Raw genomic sequence first — 20,382 nt, forward strand, 5'->3', positions numbered from 1 at the left:
GATTACCGATATCCTTCCACCGGAAGCAATCGGGCAAATGTCGTCTGAACATTCGATCGCGGGGCAAAATTGGGAGATGCAGGGAAATCTGATCCGCAACCGGTGCGTTTTCGCGCCTTTGTCAGCTACAGCCATGCCGATGCCGCGATCGCGCAAAAGCTCCACCGGAAAATCGAGACATACCGCCTGCCGCAGCATTTGCGGGACCGCGAGAGTGAAGATGCGGACAATGGCCGTCTCGGTAGGATTTTCCGCGACCGTGAGGACCTGCCGGCGACCGAGGATCTTTCGGAATCGGTGAAGCAGGCGCTGGCGGGGTCCGAGGCGCTGATCATCATCTGCTCGCCCGATGCCAGGGGCTCGAAATGGGTCGCCCGCGAAATCGAACTGTTCCGGGCGCTGCACCCCGGCCGGCCGGTGCTGGCGGCACTGGTACGGGGTGAACCGGAGGAGTCTTTCCCTCCGCCCTTGCTGGACGGCGCCGAACCGCTGGCGGCGGACTTGCGCAAGGAAGGTGACGGCTGGCGGCTGGGCTTTCTGAAGATCGTCGCGGGCATCGCCGGTGTCCCGCTCGACGCGCTGGTCCAGCGCGATGCCTCCCGCCGCATCCGCCGCGTGATGGCGGTCACGGGTGGTGCGCTGGTGGCGGTGCTAGCGATGATCGGGATGACGATATTCGCACTCCAGTCGCGCAACGAGGCGCAGCATCAGCAGGCCGAAGCCGAGGGGCTGGTCGAATTTATGCTGACCGATCTGCGCACCGAGCTGAAGGGTGTCGGCCGGCTCGACGTGATGACCAAGGTCAACGAACGGGCGATGGACTATTATGAGGACCAGGGCGACCTGTCCGACCTGCCCGCCGAGAGTCTGGAACGCCGCGCCCGGATATTGCACGCGATGGGCGAGGATGACGAAAAGCGCGGCGATCTCGACAAGGCGCTGGCGAAATTCACCGAGGCGCATCGGGTGACGGAGGCGTTGCTGGCGCGAGATCCGGAGAACCCGGACCGGATTTTCGGGCATGCGCAGAGTGAATATTGGGTTGGGTATATTGCTTATTTGCAGAAGGATTGGGAGACGACGGAGAGATATTGGACTGAGTATAAATCACTTGCAAGATTACTGTCCAAGCATGACAATAAGTTGCCTAAATGGCTTCGTGAATTGGGCTATGCAGAAGGTAATCTTTGTACTTTGTCGCTGGACAGAACTGATCGTTCAAAAATTGATTATGAAGCTTGTTCATCAGCTCTTGCCGAGATGCAAGCTGTTCGAGATATTTTGCCGGACGACAATAGAGCGATCTTGGATGTTGCGAATCGTCATGCTTGGTTTGGAGAGGCGTTGAACAAGAAAGGCGACAAACACGGTTCTTTAAAGCAGTACAATGCCCAGCATGATCTTCTTACGAAATTAAGAGAGATGGAACCTAACAACTTCGAAGTCACGGACGAGCTGATCCGAGCAAAAATATCTTTGACCAAAGGACTAAAGACTCTTCGGAGATTCGATGAAGCGACTGTGATCAAAAAAGAATCGATGTCTCTTGCGAGAGAACTGTTGAAGCAAGACCCCGGCAACCGTCGATGGCAGTTGCTGTTCTCCCACGTTGAGGCATTAGATACCGAAAGGAAAAAATAATGTCTGAAAAAAAACTTTACAGTAGGAATTATTTGGTCGGTATAACCGGCCTAGGAGCAATTATAACTGCGATTATTGCGTGGCTATTTTTTAAGCCGGCGCTTTTTCCAGATGAACCAATTCCAGATCAATCCGCAGTGAACCCCGAGTATGGGCAGGTCTACTTAGTAGATATAAGCGCGGGTCCAACATACATCGACTTTTATTTCTCTGGAATGGTTAGCAAACGACTGATTGGAGCTACGGTCAAAGACAAACGCGATTACTTTGAATCATATCTCAAGAAAATTGCTGATGGTCCACCCTACCCAACTCCAGGACAATGGAAAAGGTTGTTGAAGCGATGTAAAACGACAGGCCACAATGGAACTATACAGTGCAACAAAATAGACACCGGTCTATCGATAAATAACAATAAGAAGTCATTTATAGCTTTTGCGCTCAATCCGGAGAAAAACTGGTCTTATATTGAAGAAACTAAAAATCATGAGGACGTTATAAAAAAATTCATTAATTCATCGAAAAATTACGGAGATGTTAGAAAGATGGATCGAAATGGAGTTGTCGTAAAGGAAGACAATCCACAAAATGACACTGTAATTGCTTACTTCACAGCTGATGGAGAAGCTGCATCTAAGTATGGTGATTATGAAGATTACTTCAATCTGTATACGGTGATCAAAGACAACGACGGTGCACTGATCCCAATTGTAATTGACCCAGACGTGAGGTACCCTGGCGGCAACGATGGTGGTTAGGGCAGTATAGCGTGCCCACCCTCCACCAAATCCTCTCAATCGCCCGCGCAGGTAACCCCGCGCGGGCGTGGGCATTGTTCCATTCTTCCGGCTGGGATGCACGCCTTGATGATCGCAAGGCGCTCACCCTAAAAGGCCGTCTGCTCAAGGATCAGGCGAAGGCTGCCGACGGGCCTGACCGCGCCCGGCTTTATGGCGAAGCGGCGGAGGCATATGCGGCGGCAGCGGCGCTGGAGCGGGATAGCTATCCGCTGATCAATGCCGCCGCGCTGGCGCTGCTGGGGGGCAAGCCGGAGCGGGCGCGGTCGCTGGCTCGGGAAACGCTGGCGTTGCTCGAAAGCGATCCGGAGCAGGGCGAAAATGCCTATTGGCGGGCCGCGACGCGGGCGGAGGCCTTGCTGTTGCTGGGCGACGAAACCGGGGCGCGGGCGGCGCTGGCCGACGGGATCGGCAAACTGCCCCGGGCCTGGGAAGATCATGCCGCGACCATAGGCCAGTTTGAACTGATCCTTGCCGAGCAGGGGAAGGACGCTGCCTGGCTCGACCGTCACCGTCCGCCGCCCAGCCTCTATTTCAGCGGCATCATCGGGCTCGACGAGACAGACCCGACCATCCGGCAGGATATCGATGCGATAATCGCACGCGAACAGCCGGGCTTCGGCTTTGGCGCGCTGGCGGCGGGAGCGGACATATTGATCGCAGAGGCGCTGCACAGGGCGGGCGTGGAGCTTCATGTCATCTTGCCCTATCCGGTCGATCGCTTTCGTGAATTGTCGGTTGCACCTTTTGGCGGACATTGGCTCGCCCGCTTTGATGCGCTGGTCGAGGCGGCGGCCCGGCTCGATGTGCTGGCCGAACTGCCTGACGAGGAAGAACGGTCGATCGGGGTTGCGGTGGAGCTGGCCGATCTGGTGGCTATGGGCCAGTGCGTCCGCAACGCCGGGGTGCTGCAGAGCCGCCCGAAGGCGCTCACGATTACCGGGATCGGCGATGCACCGCGCCACCAACATCTGGTCTGGGCCGAGACCGGTCACGATCAATTTGCCATTTCCGTTGCCCGCAAGGCGGATCACCAGTCGATCACCGGGCTCTCCGACGAGGAGACCAGAGAGGTTGCCGCGATTCTCCGGGTGGAGGATCTTGACCGGGATGTGCTGTCACAGCTTCCCGAAGCTGCCCGCGCGTTTCAGACTGCCGGCGATGGCCAGTACAGGATTTCAACCAATATTGCGGAAATGCTGGCGACCGGCCGGTCGCTGTTGCAGCACAATAGCGACAGCCGGATCAGCCTGCTCATCGATATCATGGATCCGCAAAGGCCTGCGGCCTCGTTGCTGGAACAGGCCGGTGACATGGCGCGCGCTTCGGGCGGCGGAGCGGCTCTGACCGACTATAAATCCGCGATGGTCCTGACGCTTGAACCGGGCAGGCATGCGGTCGAGGAGATCGGCGAATTGCAGACCGCTCACGGCCCGCTGTCTCTATGGTCCCTCGCCTGAGCGGAAGCGGTTCAGACCACCAGTTCCTCGAGCAGCCCGCGCGACAGGATTTCCAGCCGCTCCTCGTCGCGCCGGATGATCCCGCGCCGTTCCAGCGCGTTGATCGCCCGCGATCCGGTTTCGCGCGTGGTCTGGGCGGACAAGGCCAGCGCCGCGATCACCGGCGGCGGTGTTATTTCACCTTCCTCCCCGGCTTCGTGCAGCAATTCGGCATAGACGCGGCCATTGGCGGTCAGGGTTATGCGCGCTGCCATCCGGTCGAGCACCGCATTATATTGCCGCCCCAATATTCTTGACAGGCCGCTGCCGATACGGGCTTCCTCGCGCAACAGGGCGGTCATTTTTGCGGTGGGGATTTCGAGGACCGAGAGCCGGTTCTGCACCACGATATCGGAAATCACGATCCGCTCATGCGGGAAGGCGCCGAATAATTCACCAGGGCCGTGGGCAGCGAGCAATTTGGTCTGGCCATCCATGCCAATGATCTGCAGCTGCGCCCGGCCTTCGAGCACGATCCACAGCTTGGCCCCGAGATCGCCCTGATGGGCCAGAATGTCCTTGTGGCGATAATGGACCAGCCGGGTCGCCGCATCGACCTTCGCGGCTTCTTCCGGCGAACAGGAAAAAAACGCGGCAAGGGCGGCGATACGGTCGCTGGTGGTCATCATCTTCTCCATTCAGCTGGTTACGGCACTCCGTGTTCCTTTTGCCGGCGGGTTTTCCGGACCGCCAGCGAAACATTGCGCGATTTCCATCCACTGGCGGGCGGTGTCGCCAACAGTCTCGAGCGCAGTGTCATCGATATTGCGGGTCTGGGTCACGACCTGCGAGAATTCCACCGCGCTTCCTTTTACCATATTATCATCCTGCGGGTCATTCCATTCCCAGACAGCCCCCGATGGTGCGGTCAGCTGGACGAAGGGTTTCGGTGCGGGCGGTTCCTGACGGCGATTGCGGAAGGTCCAGCCATAGGTGGTGACGCCGAGATGGGCGATATTGCGGATGCGATCGCCATCCTGACGTTGCTGCCCCAATATGTCGAATATCTCCTGCCCGTGCGACCATGTTTCCATCTGGCGGGCGATGATTTTGGAGCGCGTGGTCATGTCCGGTCCGGCCCAGCCGACACGATGTTCGGAATCAGCCTCGCCATAAGCGGCGGCGAGCTTCGGATAATAGTCGCAATAGGCGTCGAACAGCGCCTTGCCGCGGATTCCGCCGGCATGCTTGTCCAGCCATTCATATTGCACATCGATATGGCCCTTGCCGGTCTTGAAGGCGGCCATCATGTCGTGCAGAAACTGCTTGAAGGCATCCGGATCCTGCAGGGTCATCAACGCCGCCGCGTTCCAGATGTGCAGATGGCCGATGACATCCTCTATCGTCCAGCTCTTGAACTGGGTGATGGTCGCAAAGACGTCGTCCCCCGCATCGGCGAGCACGGCTGCCAGCGTGTCGCTTTCGTCCTTGAAATCCCGGGCTTCCTGCATCATCGATTGCGTCCTTTTCAATTCAGTTTCTGAGCGAGTTCCGCCGGTATGGTGACCGGATGGGCAAGCAATATCTGGCCATAGCCTTTGCCCTGCGCGTCATTTCTGATGCTCGCAACACCGCCGCCGCCGAGCACCGCGTCGATCAGGAAGTTGATCGCGTGTGAGCCGGGCATATAATATTTTTCGATTTTCGCCGCCTTGGCACCACCCTCGATGAAATGGGCGAAACGCCTGGCAACCGAGTCTGGCGTGAGTGCCGCCCAGATATAGGGCAGATAGGCTACATCGCGCGCGATAACGCCTATATTGGCCTTGTTGCCTTTGTCGCCGGAGCGGGCCCAGGCGAGCTGGACCAGCGGAACGGTGACCGGATCAGCCGGTTCATCGGGGGATTGCGGCGGCTGCGGACGCACGATGGCGTCGGGGTCAAAAGCCTGACCTTCGGCGTCCTCAAACGCAATTGTCTTGCCGTCGACATCAATCGTGACGGTCACGGCATCTTTCGGCGTGAGATAGGAGAACAGCCGCACCACAGGCGACGGCTTTGCCCGCGCGCCGGAAAAGCTGCCCAGTCCCGGTGGCGTTGCAAGGCCCAGTCCGGTCAGTTCGCGGAGCAAGATGCCGATCGCCGCGGCTTCGCTATGCTTGGCCGCGATTTTCGCGACCACTTCGCGGGGTTCATGGCCGGACGCATAATCGCCAAACTGGCTTTCCGCACCGATCAGCTCGACGCTGGTTTCGCTATAGTCGCCGAGATTATGGCCGCGCAGGATTTTGTTGGCGCGGATGAAGACATTGTCGCAGAATTTCTGCGCCTTGCGGGCGGCGTCAAAGCCGTAGAAACTGATATAGGTGCCGCCGCGAAAGCCTTCGCTATAGGTCAGACAGGTTTTGTAATGATCCGGAGCCGGATAGCCCTTTGCAGGCGAGACGCGGACCATATCCGGACCGGTATGGGTGATTTCTACATCAGAGAAATCGCACACAACATCGGGCAACATATAGGCTTGCGGATCGCCGATTTCATAGAGCATCTGTTCCGACACCGTGCCGACCGTCACGCAGCCGCCGGTGCCTTCGGGCTTGCTGACGGTGAAGGAGCCGTCGGAAGAAACCGTGCCGATAGGATAGCCGATATTGGAAATGTCGCCGGCGTCTTCCCAGTCGGTATAATTGCCGCCGGTCGCTTGCGGCCCGCATTCGAGCAGATGGCCTGCGAGGCTGCCGCTGGCGAGCAGATCATAGTCGTTTGTGGACCAGCCGAATTCGTGGATGCAGGCGCCGAGCGTCACCGCGCTGTCGACGCAGCGGCCGGTGATCACGATATCCGCGCCCTCGGCGAGAGCCTTGGCTATCGGGAAAGCGCCGAGATAGGCGTTGATGCTGGCAATTTTTTCCTTGTCCGGAAAAGCTGCGCCGGTGAACATCTCGGTAGGTGCAGCGGCAGCGATGGCATCCCGTTCGCCCAGCAGATTATCGCCGGTGATGACCGCGACCTTGAGGTCCAGGCCCTGTTCCTTGATCAGCGCGCGCGCAGCCTCGCCGCAAGAGGCCGGATTGACCCCGCCGGCATTAGCAATGACTTTTACGCCTTGCGCGGCAATGGCCTTCGCGTGCGGCTTCAGGACGGCGCTGATGAAATCGCCGGCAAAGCCTGCTGCCGGATCCTTGGCATGCGCACGCGCCATGATCGACATGGTGATTTCGGCGAGATAATCATAGACCAGATAATCCACGCCCGCACCGAGCAGCTGCGGAGTGGCCATGGCGCTTTCGCCCCAGAAACCACTCGCGCCGCCAATGCGGATAGTCTTGTCCGCCATATATCTTAGCCCATCCGGTGCAGGGCGCAGAGCTTGTTGCCGTCCGGGTCGCGCAGATAGGCGAGATAGAGGCTGCCCATTCCGCCGGTGCGAACGCCGGGAGGATCCTCGATGGACGTGCCGCCATTCTCGAGGCCGGCTTTGTGCCAGGCATCGGCCTGTTCCGGAGAATCGCAGGCGAAGCCGACGGTGCCGCCATTGGCCGCGCAGGCTTCCTGTCCGTCAATCGGTTCCGACACCGAGAATATCGAGCCATTATGCATGTAGAATAGCCGGGTCGTGCCGTCCTTGACATCAACCGCTGGTTCTCCTGCCCCGAGTGTCGCCAGAAGGGCGTTGTAGAATTTTTTCGACCGTTCGATGTCGTTCGAACCGACCATGATATGACTGAACATTATCTTCTCCTGCTTTTCATTCTTGTTACACCGCAACCAGCGCCTGCGATCGTGCCCTGTTTGCTTGTTCCGGACCAGAGATTTGGACCAGCTCGGGTCTATTGCCAATCTTGCCTTGTTCTAGCCGCTTCGCATCTTTAAGCGAGTGATTAATTTATTCAAGCGGGACAAGATCAAAATGATATTGCAGGACAAGATTATCGTTATCACCGGCGGCGCAAGCGGTATCGGAGCCGCCATGGCGCGCCGCTTTGCAGCGGAAGGGGCCAGGAAAGTCATTTGCGCCGACCGTGATCTTGCAGGTGCCCAGGCCGTCGCCGACGAAATCGGCGGCGTGGCGATCAAAACCGATGTGTCTCTGGCTGCGGATATCAGCAATCTTATCGAAACGGTGGAGGCCGATATCGGGCCGATCGACCTGTTCGTTTCCAATGCCGGAATCATCACCGGCGGAGGTGTCGAAGTCGAGGACGCGGAATGGCAGAATATCTGGGAGATCAATGTCTTGTCCCATATCCAGGCCGCACGGATATTGGTGCCGAAGATGCTGGCGCGCGGCGGCGGCTATCTGCTCAACACCGCTTCGGCGGCCGGGCTGCTGGCGCAAATCGGTTCTGCGCCTTATTCGGTGACCAAACATGCCGCGGTCAGTTTTGCCGAATGGCTGGCGATCACCCATGGTGCCGAAGGGCTGAAGGTTTCGGTCCTCTGTCCGCAGGGCGTCGATACGCCGATGATTGCCGGGGTCGACACATCCACCGTCGCCAAGGACGGGATTGTCTCGCCGGAACATGTCGCAGATATGTGCGTCGAGGCGATTGGCGACGAGCGCTTCCTCATTCTCCCCCATCCGGTGGTCGGGGATTATGTCAAACAGAAGGGGGCCGATCCCGAGCGCTGGATATCCGGCATGCAGCGCTGGCAGGCGATGCTGACGAAACAGAGCTGACCAAACAGGCTTCCTGACACGGCCCTAACATTATTGTCCTGATAAAATGGAGCATTGGGGCTCTGCATATTCGTCTCTAGCGTTGCTGCAAATGCAATAGGAGAGAGAATCATGGCATTGGTATCAGTCGTGGGCGCAACCGGCCGGCAAGGCCTTGCACAAATACGGCAATTGGCGGCAGCGGGTCATAAGGTCCGCGCTTTGTCACGCAGCGAGAATCCTGATCTGGGGGGCACCAATGCAGCGGATGAATGCCGCAAGATTGATCTCACCGATGAATCGACCTGGGTTCCCGCTTTTGAAGGCTCGGACGCGGTTTTCTACACCCATCCGCTGCAGGCGCGCGAAGATCGTGCGACCATGGTTGGCCGGGTCGCGGCGGCGGCCAAAGAAGCCGGCACCGAGCGTTTCGTCTGGAACACATCAAGCTGGATTCCCGAACGCCCTGGTGAGCCCCATACCTATGGCAACAACACCATCGCGGTGAACGAGATTTTTCGCTCCGGCATGCCCGCCACCGTATTCGGCTCGGTATTGTTCATGGACAATTTGCTGACCAACTGGGCGCGGCCGTTCATCGTTGATGAAAAACGCTATGTCTATCCGCATAACGCGACTTTGGAAGCCAATTGGATCAGCCTCGACGATGTCGGCAAATGTATGGTTGCTGCGATGGATCGCCCTGATTTTGAAGGTTCATGGCTTAATATCGGAGGACCGCAGCGTCTGAAACCGCCGGAAGTGGCGGAAACCCTGTCGCGGGTATTCGGGCATGAAATCAAATATGACCCTTGCACGCCCAAGGAATTCGGCGACTATCTGGTCGAGGCCTTTGGCGATGACGTACCGCCGGAAAATCGCGAGGCTTTCGCTGCCGGGATCACTGCCTTCTACGAATATAATAACAATAACGTCACACGGCCTTTCGAAGTGGACACCGACTTCATGCAGCAGCGTCTGCCGGAAGTTGAATTCGAGACGCTCGAAGAATGGGCTGCACGGCAGGACTGGTCGGAAGACGCGCACCGTCCGCCTGCGGGATAGCAGCCATGGCGCACCGGATGGATCGCAAAGTTGTGTGGGGATCGGCGGCGCATCGCGCCCCGGTCTTGGCGCAGCTTTTGGTGAATGGCTGGATAAAGAGGGAATAACCGTTGTATATAGTGCCATTAGCGAGAAATAGCTAACTTCCAGTCCATCGGGTCAGACACGGAGCGATTGGCTTTGACCGTCAAGAAACTCCGTAAAAGTCGCGGTACCAGTTGACGAACTCGGCCACGCCTTCGCGGAACGGGGTTTGCGGACGGTAACCGGTCAACTGCTGCAGCACCCCGGCATCGGCCCAGGTGGCCGGCACATCGCCGGTCTGCATCGGCATGTAATTGCGCACCGCCTTCTTGCCCACTTCATCCTCGATCGCTTCCACGAAATCCAGCAGGCGGATCTTGTCGGAATTACCGATATTGACCACCCGGAACGGAGCGGCGGGGGACAGGCTGTCGCCTTTGACCGCGGTTTCCGGTCCGCCCGGCACCGCGTCGATCAGCAGCCGGATCCCGCGCACAAGATCGGTGACATAGGTAAAGTCACGCCACATCTCGCCATTGTTGTAAATGTCGATCGGCGTGCCTTCCAATATGCCTTTGGTGAATTTGAACAAGGCCATGTCCGGACGCCCCCAGGGGCCATAGACGGTGAAGAAGCGGAACATCGTTGTCGGCATGTCGTAGATATGGGCGTAGGAATGGCCCATGGCCTCGTTCGCCTTCTTGGTCGCGGCATAGATGGTCAGCGGCGTGTCGGCTTTCTGCGTCTCGGCAAAAGGCATTTCGGTATTGGCACCATAAGCCGAACTGGTCGAGGCCATCAGCAGATGCTGTACCGGTACCGCGCGGGCAGCCTCCATGACGTTGAAGGTACCGACGATATTGGCGTCGATATAGGCGCGCGGATTTTCGAGGCTGTACCGGACCCCTGCCTGCGCCGCGAGATGCACGATGATATCCGGCGTGGCGGCCTGAACTGCAGCCTGCACGGCATCATTGTCTTCCAGCATGGCGTGAGTGAAAGTGAACTTCGGATGCTGGTTGAGCAGCGCGATCCGCCGTTCCTTAAGGCGGACGTCATAATAGTCGGTCATGCCGTCATAGCCGGCCACCGTCCAGCCTTCCTGGAGCAGCAGTTCGGCCAGATGAAAGCCGATGAACCCGCCGGTTCCGGTTATGAAGGCTGTCTTCATCGCCCGACCCCGACATATTGGGAGAAGCCGGCTGCCAGAACCGAATCACGATCATAGACATTGCGCAGATCGGCCATGACCGGGGACTTCATGCCCCCGGCGAGGCGCGCGAGGTCGAGCGCGCGAAATTCGTTCCACTCCGTCAGGATGACCACGATATCCGCGTCGCTGGCTGTCTCATAGGCATCGTCAACCCAGGTGACGCCGGGCAACAGCGCCTCGCCTTCGCGCAACCCCTGTGGATCGCACACCCGGACATTGGCGCCGCCACCCACCAGTGCCGGAACGATCGTCAGCGACGGTGCATCGCGCATATCGTCAGTTTCGGGCTTGAATGTGACGCCCATGATGGCAACCGTCTTGCCGTTGACCGAGCCGCCACACAGGTCGAGCAGCTTGTCGATCATCCGGCGCTTGATCGATTCGTTCACCTCGATCACCGTCTCGGTGATGCGCTGGGGAACGCCATGCTCCTGACCGATGCGCGCCAGCGCGCTGGTATCTTTCGGAAAACAGGAACCGCCATAGCCCGGGCCGGCGTGCAGGAACTTGTTGCCGATCCGGCCGTCCAGCCCGATGCCCTTGGAGACCGATTTGACGTCGGCGCCAACCCGCTCGCACAGCGCCGCGATTTCGTTGATGAAGCTGATCTTCGTGGCGAGAAAGGCATTGGCGGCATATTTGATCATTTCTGCCGATTCCAGATCGGTATAGACGATCGGGAATTCGCGCAGGAAGAGCGGACGGTAGATGTCACCCATGACCGATTTGGCGCGTTCGCTCTCGACGCCCACGACCACGCGGTCGGGTTTCATGAAATCATCGATTGCCGCGCCTTCCCGGAGAAATTCTGGGTTGGAAGCCACGTCAAATTCCGCGTCGGGATTGGCATCACGGATAACCGCTTCGACCTTGCGGTTGGTGCCCACGGGTACCGTCGATTTGGTTACCACCACGGCATAGCCGGTCAGAGCCTTTGCGATATCCTCGGCCGCGGCCATGACATAGGTCAGATCGGCATGACCGTCGCCGCGCCGGGTCGGCGTCCCGACCGCGATGAACACCGCGTCGGCGCCATCGACCGCCGCGGCCAGATCCGTCGTGAAGCTCAACCGGCCGGCGGCCACATTGCGTTCCATGACCGCATCCAGACCGGGCTCGTAAATCGGAACTTCGCCGCGTTCGAGCTGAGCGATTTTCTCTGGCAGTTTGTCGACACAGACCACGTCATGGCCAAAATCCGAAAAACAGACGCCCGATACGAGTCCCACATAACCCGTGCCGATCATTGCAATTTTCATTGTCCGGTTATTCCCTTTTTGATATTTGGATGTGATTTAGTCGCTGCAGATCTCTGATGGAGTACCACGAGGCCCCTGCGCAAACTCTCACGCACTAGGTCTTTCGAATTGTTGTAGTCCGCCAAAGCGCAGCTATTTCCAGCACCCAAGGTTTTAACATGGGTGGGTGCACCAGTCTTGTTATTAGTGGTGCAAATTGGAGAGCTTGTCGCTCGTCGCCGACGAACAAGCGGTGCATGCTTGGACAGCAATGGGCCGGTCACGAGGAAGTGACCATCATTTTTTGAACTGAGGGTGCCATTATCAATAAAAAAACTGCCAATCACCTGCTTGACGAATTGCTGCAGTCTAGAAGCAAACGCGCCGTGATTGTCACATAATCGTGCCTCACCCGAAACCAACATCGATAAGTGACCGCCCAACTCAAGAACATTACACGTTATGCTTGCCATTCGGCCCCGCTGATTTTTGTTCTACGACGTACAAGGCCTGTCCGTAAGAGGCTTCGTAACATGATTGGAAGCTCAAAATATAAGCAATATTTCTCATCGTTGAGCAATAGTCCAAAGCTGCTCTCGCTAGCAAGCTCTCGGTTGAATTTATCGAAGGGATTAAAAGGTGATTTTCATTAGAGCTTACGTCTACATTCGACACGTGAGACAGACCGAGGCGCTTACACAATATTGCAAAATACCCTGAAGTTCGTGCCTTCTCTTCAGAACAAGCTCCTGCGCACAAAGCGCATCAGGTGATCAGGTGGTGTTATCAGATTAGTTTCCAATGGCGCCGATCCGTTTCAGGCGACCATCCGTTCGACGAACCAGTAGGTCGAGATGATCCCGATGCCATAGGCCGTGACGGTTTTGGCCGGCTGCAGCCATTCGATCCGGAACTTCCGCAAGGCGTAGAGCAGAGCCAGAGCGACGGCGACAATCGCCAGCTGGCCGATTTCGACGCCCAGATTGAATGTCAGCAAGGCAAGGGGAACGTCACCTTCCGGCAAACCGATCTCGGCGAGCGCACCGGCGAAGCCGAAACCGTGGAGCAGGCCGAAGAGAAAGGCGACGATCCACGGGAAGCGTTCCGACAGGCGTCGGTTATCGGGCTTGGCTTTCACCACCTCGACAGCGAGGAAGATAATGGAAAGCGCAATGACCGCTTCGACCGGCTGCGATGGTAGCGATAGCCAGCCAAGCGTCGTCCCCACCAATGTGATGCTATGCGCGACCGTGAAGGCGGTGACGGTCTTGGCGACCAGCCAGCCGCCCTTGAGCAGCAGCACGAGCGCCAGCACGAAAAACAGATGGTCGAAGCCGAGCAGGATATGCTCGACGCCAATGATCGTATAGGTCGCCGCGACATTGGAGATGATCGAGGGCTTCGCCAGAATGGCAACCGGCTCGTCCGGGGTCAGGCGCAGCGTCTGCATGGCGCTGTTGATCGGGGCAATGCGAACCAGCGCATCGGTGGTCGACAGTTCCAGTCTTTTCAGACCGATGCTCTCGCCCTGCAGCGATCCCTCGCAGCGCAGCGAGAGTCGGGTGAGAATATTGCTGCCGGCAAATTCGCGCTGGGGTTCGGCTTCGGCTTTGCAGTTGGCGGGAATTATGACTTCGCCGCTATGGCCCAGACGTGAATTGGCCGAGGCTTTCCACAGTAGCGACCATTGACCCGGCGCCTGTTCGGTCATCTCGATATAGGCCGGACGCAGTTCGTCGGCGCGGGCGCTGTTCGGGGATAGTGCGAGCCCGAAACAGACCCACAGGACGGCAAACCAGCGGTTCATGGACGGCCAGCCACCGTTACTTCATATTGTGTCCGGTAAGCGGCAAGCGCTTCTTCTTTCTGCTTGGCCAACCGGGTCGCGCGCCAGTCATTGACGACCTGTTGCCGGACGTCCGCCAGATCCGCCTTCTGTCCCGGCACCTTGGCGGAAATCCTGACCGCATGCGCGCCAAATCCTGAGATAACGGGACCGCTCCAGACACCTGGTTCCAGCTTCTCCAGCTGTTCGGCAAAGCGGTCGCCGAACTGGCGGCCGATTTCCGCGCTGCTGGCGCGGGCGAGCGCACCGGGTCTGGAAAGCGGTTGCGCGAAGGCGGAGGGTGGCGTTCCATCGTTCAGCTGGTCGATCCGGTCGCGGGCGTCCGCTACGCTGATCTGCCCGAGGTAGATCTGCTCGAAATCATAGAGCGAGGGCAGGGCATATTTGCCGGGGTTCTCGTCCATCCACTGCTGCAGGAGCGCATCGGTCGGTTCGGGAATCGCGCTGTCCTCGCCATCGACAAAGCGCATCTTGGTGAACAGCCGGCGGCGGATCACCGGATCATTTTTGTCCAGCCCCAGCCGCAAGGCTTCGCGATAGTAGATTTCCTCGGCGATCTCCTGATCGATCAGGGCGTCGAGTTCCGCCTGTGTCGGCGCGCGGCGGAAATTCTGGACCCATCCGGCCTTGAGCCGCTCGATATCGGTCTCGTCGATGCTGATGGTATATTCCGCCGGATCACGATTGCTGCCGGTGGCCCAGAAGAAAGCAAAGACGAGCAGCGCCCCACCGAGAAAATGGACCAGCGGTTCTTTCAAAAATTTGCGCAACATATATCGGGTAACCCATTTAGTTCAGCCGCAGCATGGCGTAGAATTGCGGGGCCCGTCGACAGACAGGTCCCGGCTCGCTGGCCCGGAATGCCTAGGCTTTTGGCGTGTACCAGATCGGCGAGCTATAGGCGCGCTCCTGCTGGATCTTGATCACGTCATCGGGCAGCTTCAGGTTGAATTTCATTGCATCATAGACCGGCCAAGTCGGCGTCGGGATTTCCAGCACCCGCACATAATAAAATGCATTCTGCGCGGCATCGAAATCCGGGTCTTGCCAGAAGGTCACCAGTTCCGGCGCGCCGGTGGCATTGTCCCAGGTGCCTTTGGCCAGATCCACCGTGTTGGGCACAGGGCTCAGCTTGCCATCGGCGCCGAGCTTGCGCGTTCCGGCATCGCTCCAGCTGACATTATAGACTTTCTCCTGACTTTTGCCGGTTGCGTCGACCCAGCCCTTGATCACCTGGATCCGGTCGAGACTGGCGCTTTCCGGGTCCATAAGCGCGCTGATCAGGAATTTGGGTGCTTCGCCATCGCCGCCCGTCAGGTCGCCGCCCATCGGCACACCTTTGGTATAGCCGGCTTTGACCAGATCAGCGGTGTCGTCGGCAGAAAAATCAAAGCCGCCGAAGAAGCGGACCTGCATCCGCGGACCGGTTGTCGCATAGACTTCGCGGCGCATCATCGCGTCGAAAATGGCTTCGCGCGTGTTGCTGGTCGCCCAGACTGCGGCATAGCCGCTCGCCAGATAATGCCAGCCGAAACGGCCTTCGCGAGTGCCGAGATTTTGCGGGTCCAGGCCGCGCGCGCTGTTATTCGCCTCGTTGCCGCTGTGCTTGCCGAAGAAATTATTCTCGTCTGCCGTGGCCAGCGAGGTGTGGCTGTCGGTCGAACCGATCATGCCGAACTTGAACGGATTGGCGCCGATGGCAAGCGTCAGTTCCAGCCCCCGCTTCAGCGCTTCGCGGGCATAGCTGCCAGCATAGGTTTCGGGCGCCATATCCCGGGTGCAGCTCAAATTGCACTTGTCCCAGCCAGCGACACCGAAATTGGCAAATTCGTCATTTGGGGACAGAAATGGATGGGTTTCGCTGTCGCCCTTGATCTGGGTGACCTCGACGATCGGTTCGCGCAGTGCCCGTGTCTTCACATAGGCCGCGTCGATTGGACTGCCATCGAATTTGTTCATCGCGAACATCCGCCCGTTCGAGACATTGCTGTTGTGCGGAATCGCGAGCACTTTGCCGCCCGTTTTTTGCTCATAGGCGGCCATATAGGCCCAGAGCTTTTCCGGGTCTTGCGATCCGAGCGCTCCATAAGGGATGGTATCCCCCATTTTGTCGGGACTGTCCCGGAACATCACGACGCGATGAAGATTGTCGCCATCCGGCATCGACGTATATTCAAAGCCCATGAAAGCGGTGAACTTCCCGGGTTCATTATACTGGTCCACCGTCGCGCCATGTTTTTTCCAAAGATCGGCCGTGCGTTCCCGCGATTCTTCCGGATCGGTGAGCGATGCCGGCAACGTGCCCTTGGCCGCGCCGTCGATGAGCTCGGCGGTTACGCGCATGGACCCCTCGTCGCTTTCGTTCATCATATCATGCCAGCGCAGCAGGAATTTATTGGCGAGCAGGGCAAAGCGCGGCGCTTCCATAATCGCCTTGGTTGCGCCCATCGCATCGCTATGGTCAGCGATCACCAGAAAATCGAGCGGCCTTGACAGTCTTGCTTTCGATCCCTTGGTCGCCGTCACTTCTTCGCCGCGGGCAAAGCGCAGGGCGTTCTCGGCGTCCAGCCGGTTGCCGAAACCAAAGGCGTCGATGCTATTGTCGGTATGGAGATGGGTGTCGCCCCAGAAAACCTGTTCGGGATATTCGGTGTTCACTACCTCTGCGCTGCGGTCTTCATCCCCGTTGATTTTCGAACAGCCCGATAAAGCCAGAGCAGCCGTGCATGCTGCCAACATCAGTGATTTGCGCATAGTGAGTCTCCCATCCCAAGCGAAGGAAGCTATCTCTCCCGGCGGTCGGGTGCAATAGGCAGCTGTTTAGCCGAGCCTGACGTAGCGTCAGCCAAGCCATCGACCCAGAAAACCGCGGTCCCGCAGGATGGTTCCGGCAGCATTATGGCCCGGCGCGCCGGTTACGCCGCCGCCCGGATGGGTCCCCGATCCGCACATGTAAAGACCCTCGAGCGGGCCCTTATAATTGGCGGAACCGATCACCGGCCGCGCCGCCCAGAGCTGGTCGAGTGACATCCGGCCGTGGAATATATCGCCGCCGACCAGACCGAATCTGCGTTCCAGATCGAGCGGTGACAGCACCATCTGCCCGAGGATCAGCTTTCGAAATCCCGGTGCGTGACTTTCGACAACGTCCAGTACAGCCTCCGCCGCGCCGTCGCGCGCGTCATCCCAGCTGCGACCCTCTGGCAACAAGGGCGCAAATTGCTGGCAGAAGAGGCTGGCAACATGCTGTCCGGCGGGGGCCAGGCTGTCGTCGACAAGACTGGGGATCAGCATTTCGACGACCGGTTCGCGCGCCCATCCATATCGACGCGCGTCCTGATAGGCCCGGTCCATATAGTCGAGCGAGGGCGCCATGATGATCCCGGATTTCAGATGATCGCCGGTCCCCGGCAGGTCGGTGAAATCGGGCAGGCCGCGCAGCGCCAGGTTCATCCGGAAGCTGCCGGAGCCGCATTGATAGCCGTCCATCATCCGGCGGAAACCGGCTGGCAGATCGGCGGCATCGATCAACCGGTCATAGAGCAGTTTCGGGCCGACATTGGCGACAATCCGTCGCGCACGAATCTGCTCACCGGATTTCGTGCATATCCCGACCGCGCAGCCATTTTCGATCAGCAGTTTCGCAACCTCTGTCTCGAGGCTGATCTCGACACCGGCGTCCTCGCAGGCCTCGGCCATCAGCTCGGTAATCCGGCCCATGCCGCCAATGACATGGCCCCATTGCCCCTTCTTGCCATTGACCTCGCCGAAGACATGATGGAGCAGGACATAAGCGCTGCCGGGCGTGTCGGGGCTCGCATAATTGCCGACGATGGCGTCGAACCCGAAGACTGCCTTGACCGGTGTGCTTTCAAACCACTGGTCGAGCAACTCGCGCGCGCTCAGCGTGAACAGTTTGACGATGTCATGCTGGGCCGGCGCAGATAGCCGTGCAAATCGCCGGGCGGTCCTTATCCCTGCCAGCAGGGCCAGACTGCCGCCGCCGGCATTGGGCGGGGCCTGCAGGGCCAGTTCCCGCAATATTTCCGCAGCTGATTCCAGCATCGCATAATATGCCGGCAGGCGCGCTGCATCGGCCTTGGAAAAGCGCGCGATCTCATCCTGCGTTGCTTCGAGAGAGGCACCCGTGAGCAGATAGTTGCGGTTGCCGAGCGGCAGGAAGTTGCTCCTGGGTCGCTCGACCACCCGGTAGCCGCGCTCCACCAGTCCCATATCGGCGATGATTTTCGGCTGGAGCAGCGAGACCGTGTAACTGGCCGTGCTGTTGCGAAAGCCGGGATGGAATTCCTCGGTCACCGCGGCGCCGCCGATCACGTTGCGCGCTTCCAATATCCGGACCTTCATCCCGGCGCGGGCGAGATAATAGGCGCAGACCAGACCGTTATGGCCGCCGCCGATAATCAATGCGTCGGGTGCCTGTGCATTCATGATGCTGCGAGACCTACCGTCGGACAATCGCGGCAGCAACCGGCAATTGCCCCTATGGCCTTGCCAGTGCCGAATGAATCACGGAGCCGGCCAATTTGTGCAAATGCAAAGCGAGTGATAAGACCCGGGAAATTCATATCAGACGAGGATGATTTCGATGAGATATTTGTTGCTGACCGCCGCTTCTGCCCTGGCCCTGACCGCCGTCACCGCCGGACCTGCAAGCCATGCGCAGACCAGCCAGGCTGCCAGCCAGGCGGAGGAGGATATCAACGCACAATTGTCCGCCTTCTTCCAGGATTATGACGATCAGGAACTTGCCCATTCGCCCTTGTCCAAAGCCTATCGCGGCATTCGCGACGACGATTATGGCAAATGGGATGATCCGAGCGAAGCCGCTGCAATAGAGCAATATGAACGGGGTCAGGCTGCGCTGGCGAAAATGAAAGCCGAGTTTGACAAGGACCAGCTGAACGAAGCGGGCCAGTTGAGCTACCGCCTGTTTGAAGCAAGGGCGGAACGTTCCCGCAATGCCTTCCCGTTCCGGCGGAACAGCTATATTTTTGACCAGATGAATGGCGCGCAAAGCCAGATTCCGGCATTCATGATCAATATTCACCGGGTCGCCAGCAAGGCCGACGCAGGTGCCTATGTCAGCCGCCTCTTTGGCGCGGGGCCGATGATGGAAATGCTGGTCGCGCAATCTGCCGAACGGGCCGATGACGGGATCATGGTGCCGGACTGGGTGTTCCCCTATGTGATCAGCGATGCGCGCAATGTGATCAGCGGCGCGCCTTTCACCAAGGGCGATGATTCGCCGATATTTGCGGACCTGAAGAAAAAGGTGAATGCGCTTGATATCGCGGAGAGTGAAAAGGCGGACCTGATTGCCCGCGGCGAGGAAGCGCTGCTCGACAGCCTGAAGCCCGCTTACGAAAAGCTCATTGCCGAAATGGAGCGTCAGCAGGCGATGGCCGGGGATGGCGACGGTATCTGGCGGTTCGCGGACGGCGAGGCTTATTATGCCGAACGGTTGCAAAATTACACAACGACAGATTTGAGCGCCGACGAGATCCACCAGATCGGTCTCGACAATGTTGCGCGTATACACGGACTGATGCGCAAGATCATGGCGGATGTGGGTTTTGAAGGCAGTCTGCAGGAATTTTTCGTCCATCTGCGCACCGGCGACCAATATTTCCACACCAGCCGCGAGGATTATCTGGCCGAAGCCAACAGCAAGCTGGACGTGATGGAAAAGAAGCTGCCGGAATTTTTCGACACGCTGCCCAATGCGCCCTTCGTGATCAAGCCGGTCGAGGCATTTCGCGAAAAATCGGCGGGCAAGGCCTTTTACCAGCGGCCTGCGCCGGATGGCTCCCGGCCGGGGACATATTATGTGAATCTCTATGATCTCAAAAGCATGTCGAAAACCGAACTGGAAGCGCTGGCCTATCACGAGGCCTTGCCGGGTCACCATCTGCAACTGGCAATCCAGACCGAACTGGGCAACCTGCCCGCATTCCGCAAATTTGGCGGCGTCACCGCCTATTCGGAAGGCTGGGGTCTGTATAGCGAGGAACTGGGCAAGGATATGGGCTTTTACACCGACCCCTATTCCGACTTCGGCCGGCTCGGCATGGAGTTGTGGCGGGCCTGTCGGCTGGTTGTCGACACCGGCATCCACGACAAGCGCTGGAGCAGGGAACAGGCGATCCAGTATCTGACGGACAATACGCCCAATCCCGACGGCGACATCCGCAAGGCGATCGAGCGCTATATCGTCTACCCCGGCCAGGCGACCGCCTATATGATCGGTAAGCTGAAGATACTCGAGCTTCGGACCCGCGCGCAGGAGGCGCTGGGCGACCGTTTCACCATGGGCGCGTTCCATGACGTGATCCTGAAAAGCGGCCCGGTACCGCTCGATATCATGGAAGAACGGGTTGACGCCTGGATCGCTGCGAGCAGCTGATCAGCGACGGAGAAAAGGAGCGTTTGTCCTTAAAT

The 20,382-nt window shown here is 58.6% G+C and carries 17 protein-coding genes; 6 read left to right on the forward strand and 11 right to left on the reverse strand.

From position 1 onward, the window contains the following. Window positions 1-69 precede the first annotated feature (69 nt). The 3 genes from CHN51_RS05980 to CHN51_RS05990 are packed head-to-tail and all read left to right on the forward strand — an operon-like array spanning window position 70 to window position 3,898. Complete coding sequence (locus tag CHN51_RS05980) at window positions 70-1,641, forward strand: toll/interleukin-1 receptor domain-containing protein (protein ID WP_100093212.1); 1,572 nt, start codon at window positions 70-72, stop codon at window positions 1,639-1,641. Further along, window positions 1,641-2,399, forward strand: coding sequence for a hypothetical protein (locus CHN51_RS05985; RefSeq protein ID WP_100093213.1), 759 nt, complete (start codon window positions 1,641-1,643; stop codon window positions 2,397-2,399). The genes CHN51_RS05980 and CHN51_RS05985 overlap by 1 nt, the downstream gene beginning before the upstream one ends. An 11-nt stretch (window positions 2,400-2,410) precedes the next feature. Beyond that, on the forward strand, window positions 2,411-3,898 hold the full coding sequence (locus CHN51_RS05990; RefSeq protein ID WP_346426333.1) for a tetratricopeptide repeat-containing protein: 1,488 nt from the start codon (window positions 2,411-2,413) through the stop codon (window positions 3,896-3,898). An 11-nt stretch (window positions 3,899-3,909) separates the two neighbouring features. On the opposite strand, the gene CHN51_RS05995 is transcribed toward CHN51_RS05990, so the two are convergent. From CHN51_RS05995 to CHN51_RS06010, 4 genes are read right to left on the reverse strand one after another with little or no spacing between them, the layout of a single operon-like run. Further along, window positions 3,910-4,566 (reverse strand): Crp/Fnr family transcriptional regulator, encoded by a 657-nt coding sequence (locus CHN51_RS05995; protein ID WP_164089008.1) that lies wholly within the window; start codon window positions 4,564-4,566, stop codon window positions 3,910-3,912. Between the two features lie 9 nt (window positions 4,567-4,575). Beyond that, window positions 4,576-5,391 carry a TIGR03084 family metal-binding protein gene (locus CHN51_RS06000; RefSeq protein ID WP_206170008.1) on the reverse strand — a complete coding sequence of 272 codons (816 nt, stop codon included), beginning with the start codon at window positions 5,389-5,391 and terminating at the stop codon, window positions 4,576-4,578. 14 nt (window positions 5,392-5,405) lie between these two features. Then, on the reverse strand, window positions 5,406-7,214 hold the full coding sequence (locus CHN51_RS06005) for an acyclic terpene utilization AtuA family protein (RefSeq protein ID WP_100093216.1): 1,809 nt from the start codon (window positions 7,212-7,214) through the stop codon (window positions 5,406-5,408). 5 nt (window positions 7,215-7,219) lie between these two features. Continuing rightward, entirely contained in the window at window positions 7,220-7,609 is a 390-nt protein-coding gene (locus CHN51_RS06010) for a VOC family protein (protein ID WP_100093217.1), read from the reverse strand. Between the two features lie 145 nt (window positions 7,610-7,754). Between CHN51_RS06010 and CHN51_RS06015 the strand changes: the two genes are divergently transcribed. Both CHN51_RS06015 and CHN51_RS06020 read left to right on the forward strand, forming a co-directional pair. Then, entirely contained in the window at window positions 7,755-8,558 is an 804-nt protein-coding gene (locus tag CHN51_RS06015) for an SDR family oxidoreductase (protein WP_206170010.1), read from the forward strand. A gap of 111 nt (window positions 8,559-8,669) precedes the next feature. Continuing rightward, entirely contained in the window at window positions 8,670-9,602 is a 933-nt protein-coding gene (locus CHN51_RS06020; protein WP_100093219.1) for an NmrA family NAD(P)-binding protein, read from the forward strand. 187 nt (window positions 9,603-9,789) lie between these two features. On the opposite strand, the gene CHN51_RS06025 is transcribed toward CHN51_RS06020, so the two are convergent. The 7 genes from CHN51_RS06025 to CHN51_RS06050 form a co-directional block, all read right to left on the reverse strand. Then, window positions 9,790-10,797, reverse strand: coding sequence for an SDR family NAD(P)-dependent oxidoreductase (locus CHN51_RS06025; protein ID WP_100093220.1), 1,008 nt, complete (start codon window positions 10,795-10,797; stop codon window positions 9,790-9,792). After that, window positions 10,794-12,098: a UDP-glucose/GDP-mannose dehydrogenase family protein gene (locus tag CHN51_RS06030; protein ID WP_100093221.1), complete on the reverse strand. Its 1,305-nt coding sequence runs from the start codon at window positions 12,096-12,098 to the stop codon at window positions 10,794-10,796. The genes CHN51_RS06025 and CHN51_RS06030 overlap by 4 nt, the downstream gene beginning before the upstream one ends. Then, entirely contained in the window at window positions 12,095-12,550 is a 456-nt protein-coding gene (locus CHN51_RS19490; protein WP_123906256.1) for a hypothetical protein, read from the reverse strand. The genes CHN51_RS06030 and CHN51_RS19490 overlap by 4 nt, the downstream gene beginning before the upstream one ends. A gap of 344 nt (window positions 12,551-12,894) precedes the next feature. Then, window positions 12,895-13,884 (reverse strand): HupE/UreJ family protein, encoded by a 990-nt coding sequence (locus CHN51_RS06035; RefSeq protein WP_100093222.1) that lies wholly within the window; start codon window positions 13,882-13,884, stop codon window positions 12,895-12,897. Further along, entirely contained in the window at window positions 13,881-14,696 is an 816-nt protein-coding gene (locus CHN51_RS06040; protein ID WP_100093223.1) for a peptidylprolyl isomerase, read from the reverse strand. The genes CHN51_RS06035 and CHN51_RS06040 overlap by 4 nt, the downstream gene beginning before the upstream one ends. 91 nt (window positions 14,697-14,787) lie before the next feature. Further along, the gene (locus tag CHN51_RS06045; RefSeq protein WP_100093224.1) at window positions 14,788-16,677 is read right to left on the reverse strand and encodes a DUF3604 domain-containing protein; all 1,890 of its coding nucleotides are present in this window, start codon (window positions 16,675-16,677) and stop codon (window positions 14,788-14,790) included. 87 nt (window positions 16,678-16,764) lie between these two features. Then, entirely contained in the window at window positions 16,765-18,372 is a 1,608-nt protein-coding gene (locus CHN51_RS06050; RefSeq protein ID WP_100093225.1) for an NAD(P)/FAD-dependent oxidoreductase, read from the reverse strand. Window positions 18,373-18,529: 157 nt separating this feature from the next. Between CHN51_RS06050 and CHN51_RS06055 the strand changes: the two genes are divergently transcribed. Beyond that, a complete protein-coding gene (locus CHN51_RS06055) occupies window positions 18,530-20,347 on the forward strand; it encodes a DUF885 domain-containing protein (RefSeq protein WP_100095447.1) in 1,818 nt (605 codons plus the stop codon). Window positions 20,348-20,382 lie beyond the last annotated feature (35 nt).

Source organism: Sphingorhabdus sp. YGSMI21, from assembly GCF_002776575.1.
Lineage (GTDB): Bacteria > Pseudomonadota > Alphaproteobacteria > Sphingomonadales > Sphingomonadaceae > Parasphingorhabdus.

Bases quoted from the DNA above. Each gene is read 5' to 3' on its own strand.
- CHN51_RS05985 (WP_100093213.1), top strand. From the start codon at position 1,641: ATGTCTGAAAAAAAACTTTACAGTAGGAATTATTTGGTCGGTATAACC.
- CHN51_RS05995 (WP_164089008.1), bottom strand. From the start codon at position 4,566: ATGATGACCACCAGCGACCGTATCGCCGCCCTTGCCGCGTTTTTTTCC.
- CHN51_RS06000 (WP_206170008.1), bottom strand. From the start codon at position 5,391: ATGATGCAGGAAGCCCGGGATTTCAAGGACGAAAGCGACACGCTGGCA.
- CHN51_RS06005 (WP_100093216.1), bottom strand. From the start codon at position 7,214: ATGGCGGACAAGACTATCCGCATTGGCGGCGCGAGTGGTTTCTGGGGC.
- CHN51_RS06010 (WP_100093217.1), bottom strand. From the start codon at position 7,609: ATGTTCAGTCATATCATGGTCGGTTCGAACGACATCGAACGGTCGAAA.
- CHN51_RS06020 (WP_100093219.1), top strand. From the start codon at position 8,670: ATGGCATTGGTATCAGTCGTGGGCGCAACCGGCCGGCAAGGCCTTGCA.
- CHN51_RS06025 (WP_100093220.1), bottom strand. From the start codon at position 10,797: ATGAAGACAGCCTTCATAACCGGAACCGGCGGGTTCATCGGCTTTCAT.
- CHN51_RS06030 (WP_100093221.1), bottom strand. From the start codon at position 12,098: ATGAAAATTGCAATGATCGGCACGGGTTATGTGGGACTCGTATCGGGC.
- CHN51_RS19490 (WP_123906256.1), bottom strand. From the start codon at position 12,550: ATGGCAAGCATAACGTGTAATGTTCTTGAGTTGGGCGGTCACTTATCG.
- CHN51_RS06035 (WP_100093222.1), bottom strand. From the start codon at position 13,884: ATGAACCGCTGGTTTGCCGTCCTGTGGGTCTGTTTCGGGCTCGCACTA.
- CHN51_RS06040 (WP_100093223.1), bottom strand. From the start codon at position 14,696: ATGTTGCGCAAATTTTTGAAAGAACCGCTGGTCCATTTTCTCGGTGGG.
- CHN51_RS06045 (WP_100093224.1), bottom strand. From the start codon at position 16,677: ATGCGCAAATCACTGATGTTGGCAGCATGCACGGCTGCTCTGGCTTTA.
- CHN51_RS06050 (WP_100093225.1), bottom strand. From the start codon at position 18,372: ATGAATGCACAGGCACCCGACGCATTGATTATCGGCGGCGGCCATAAC.
- CHN51_RS06055 (WP_100095447.1), top strand. From the start codon at position 18,530: ATGAGATATTTGTTGCTGACCGCCGCTTCTGCCCTGGCCCTGACCGCC.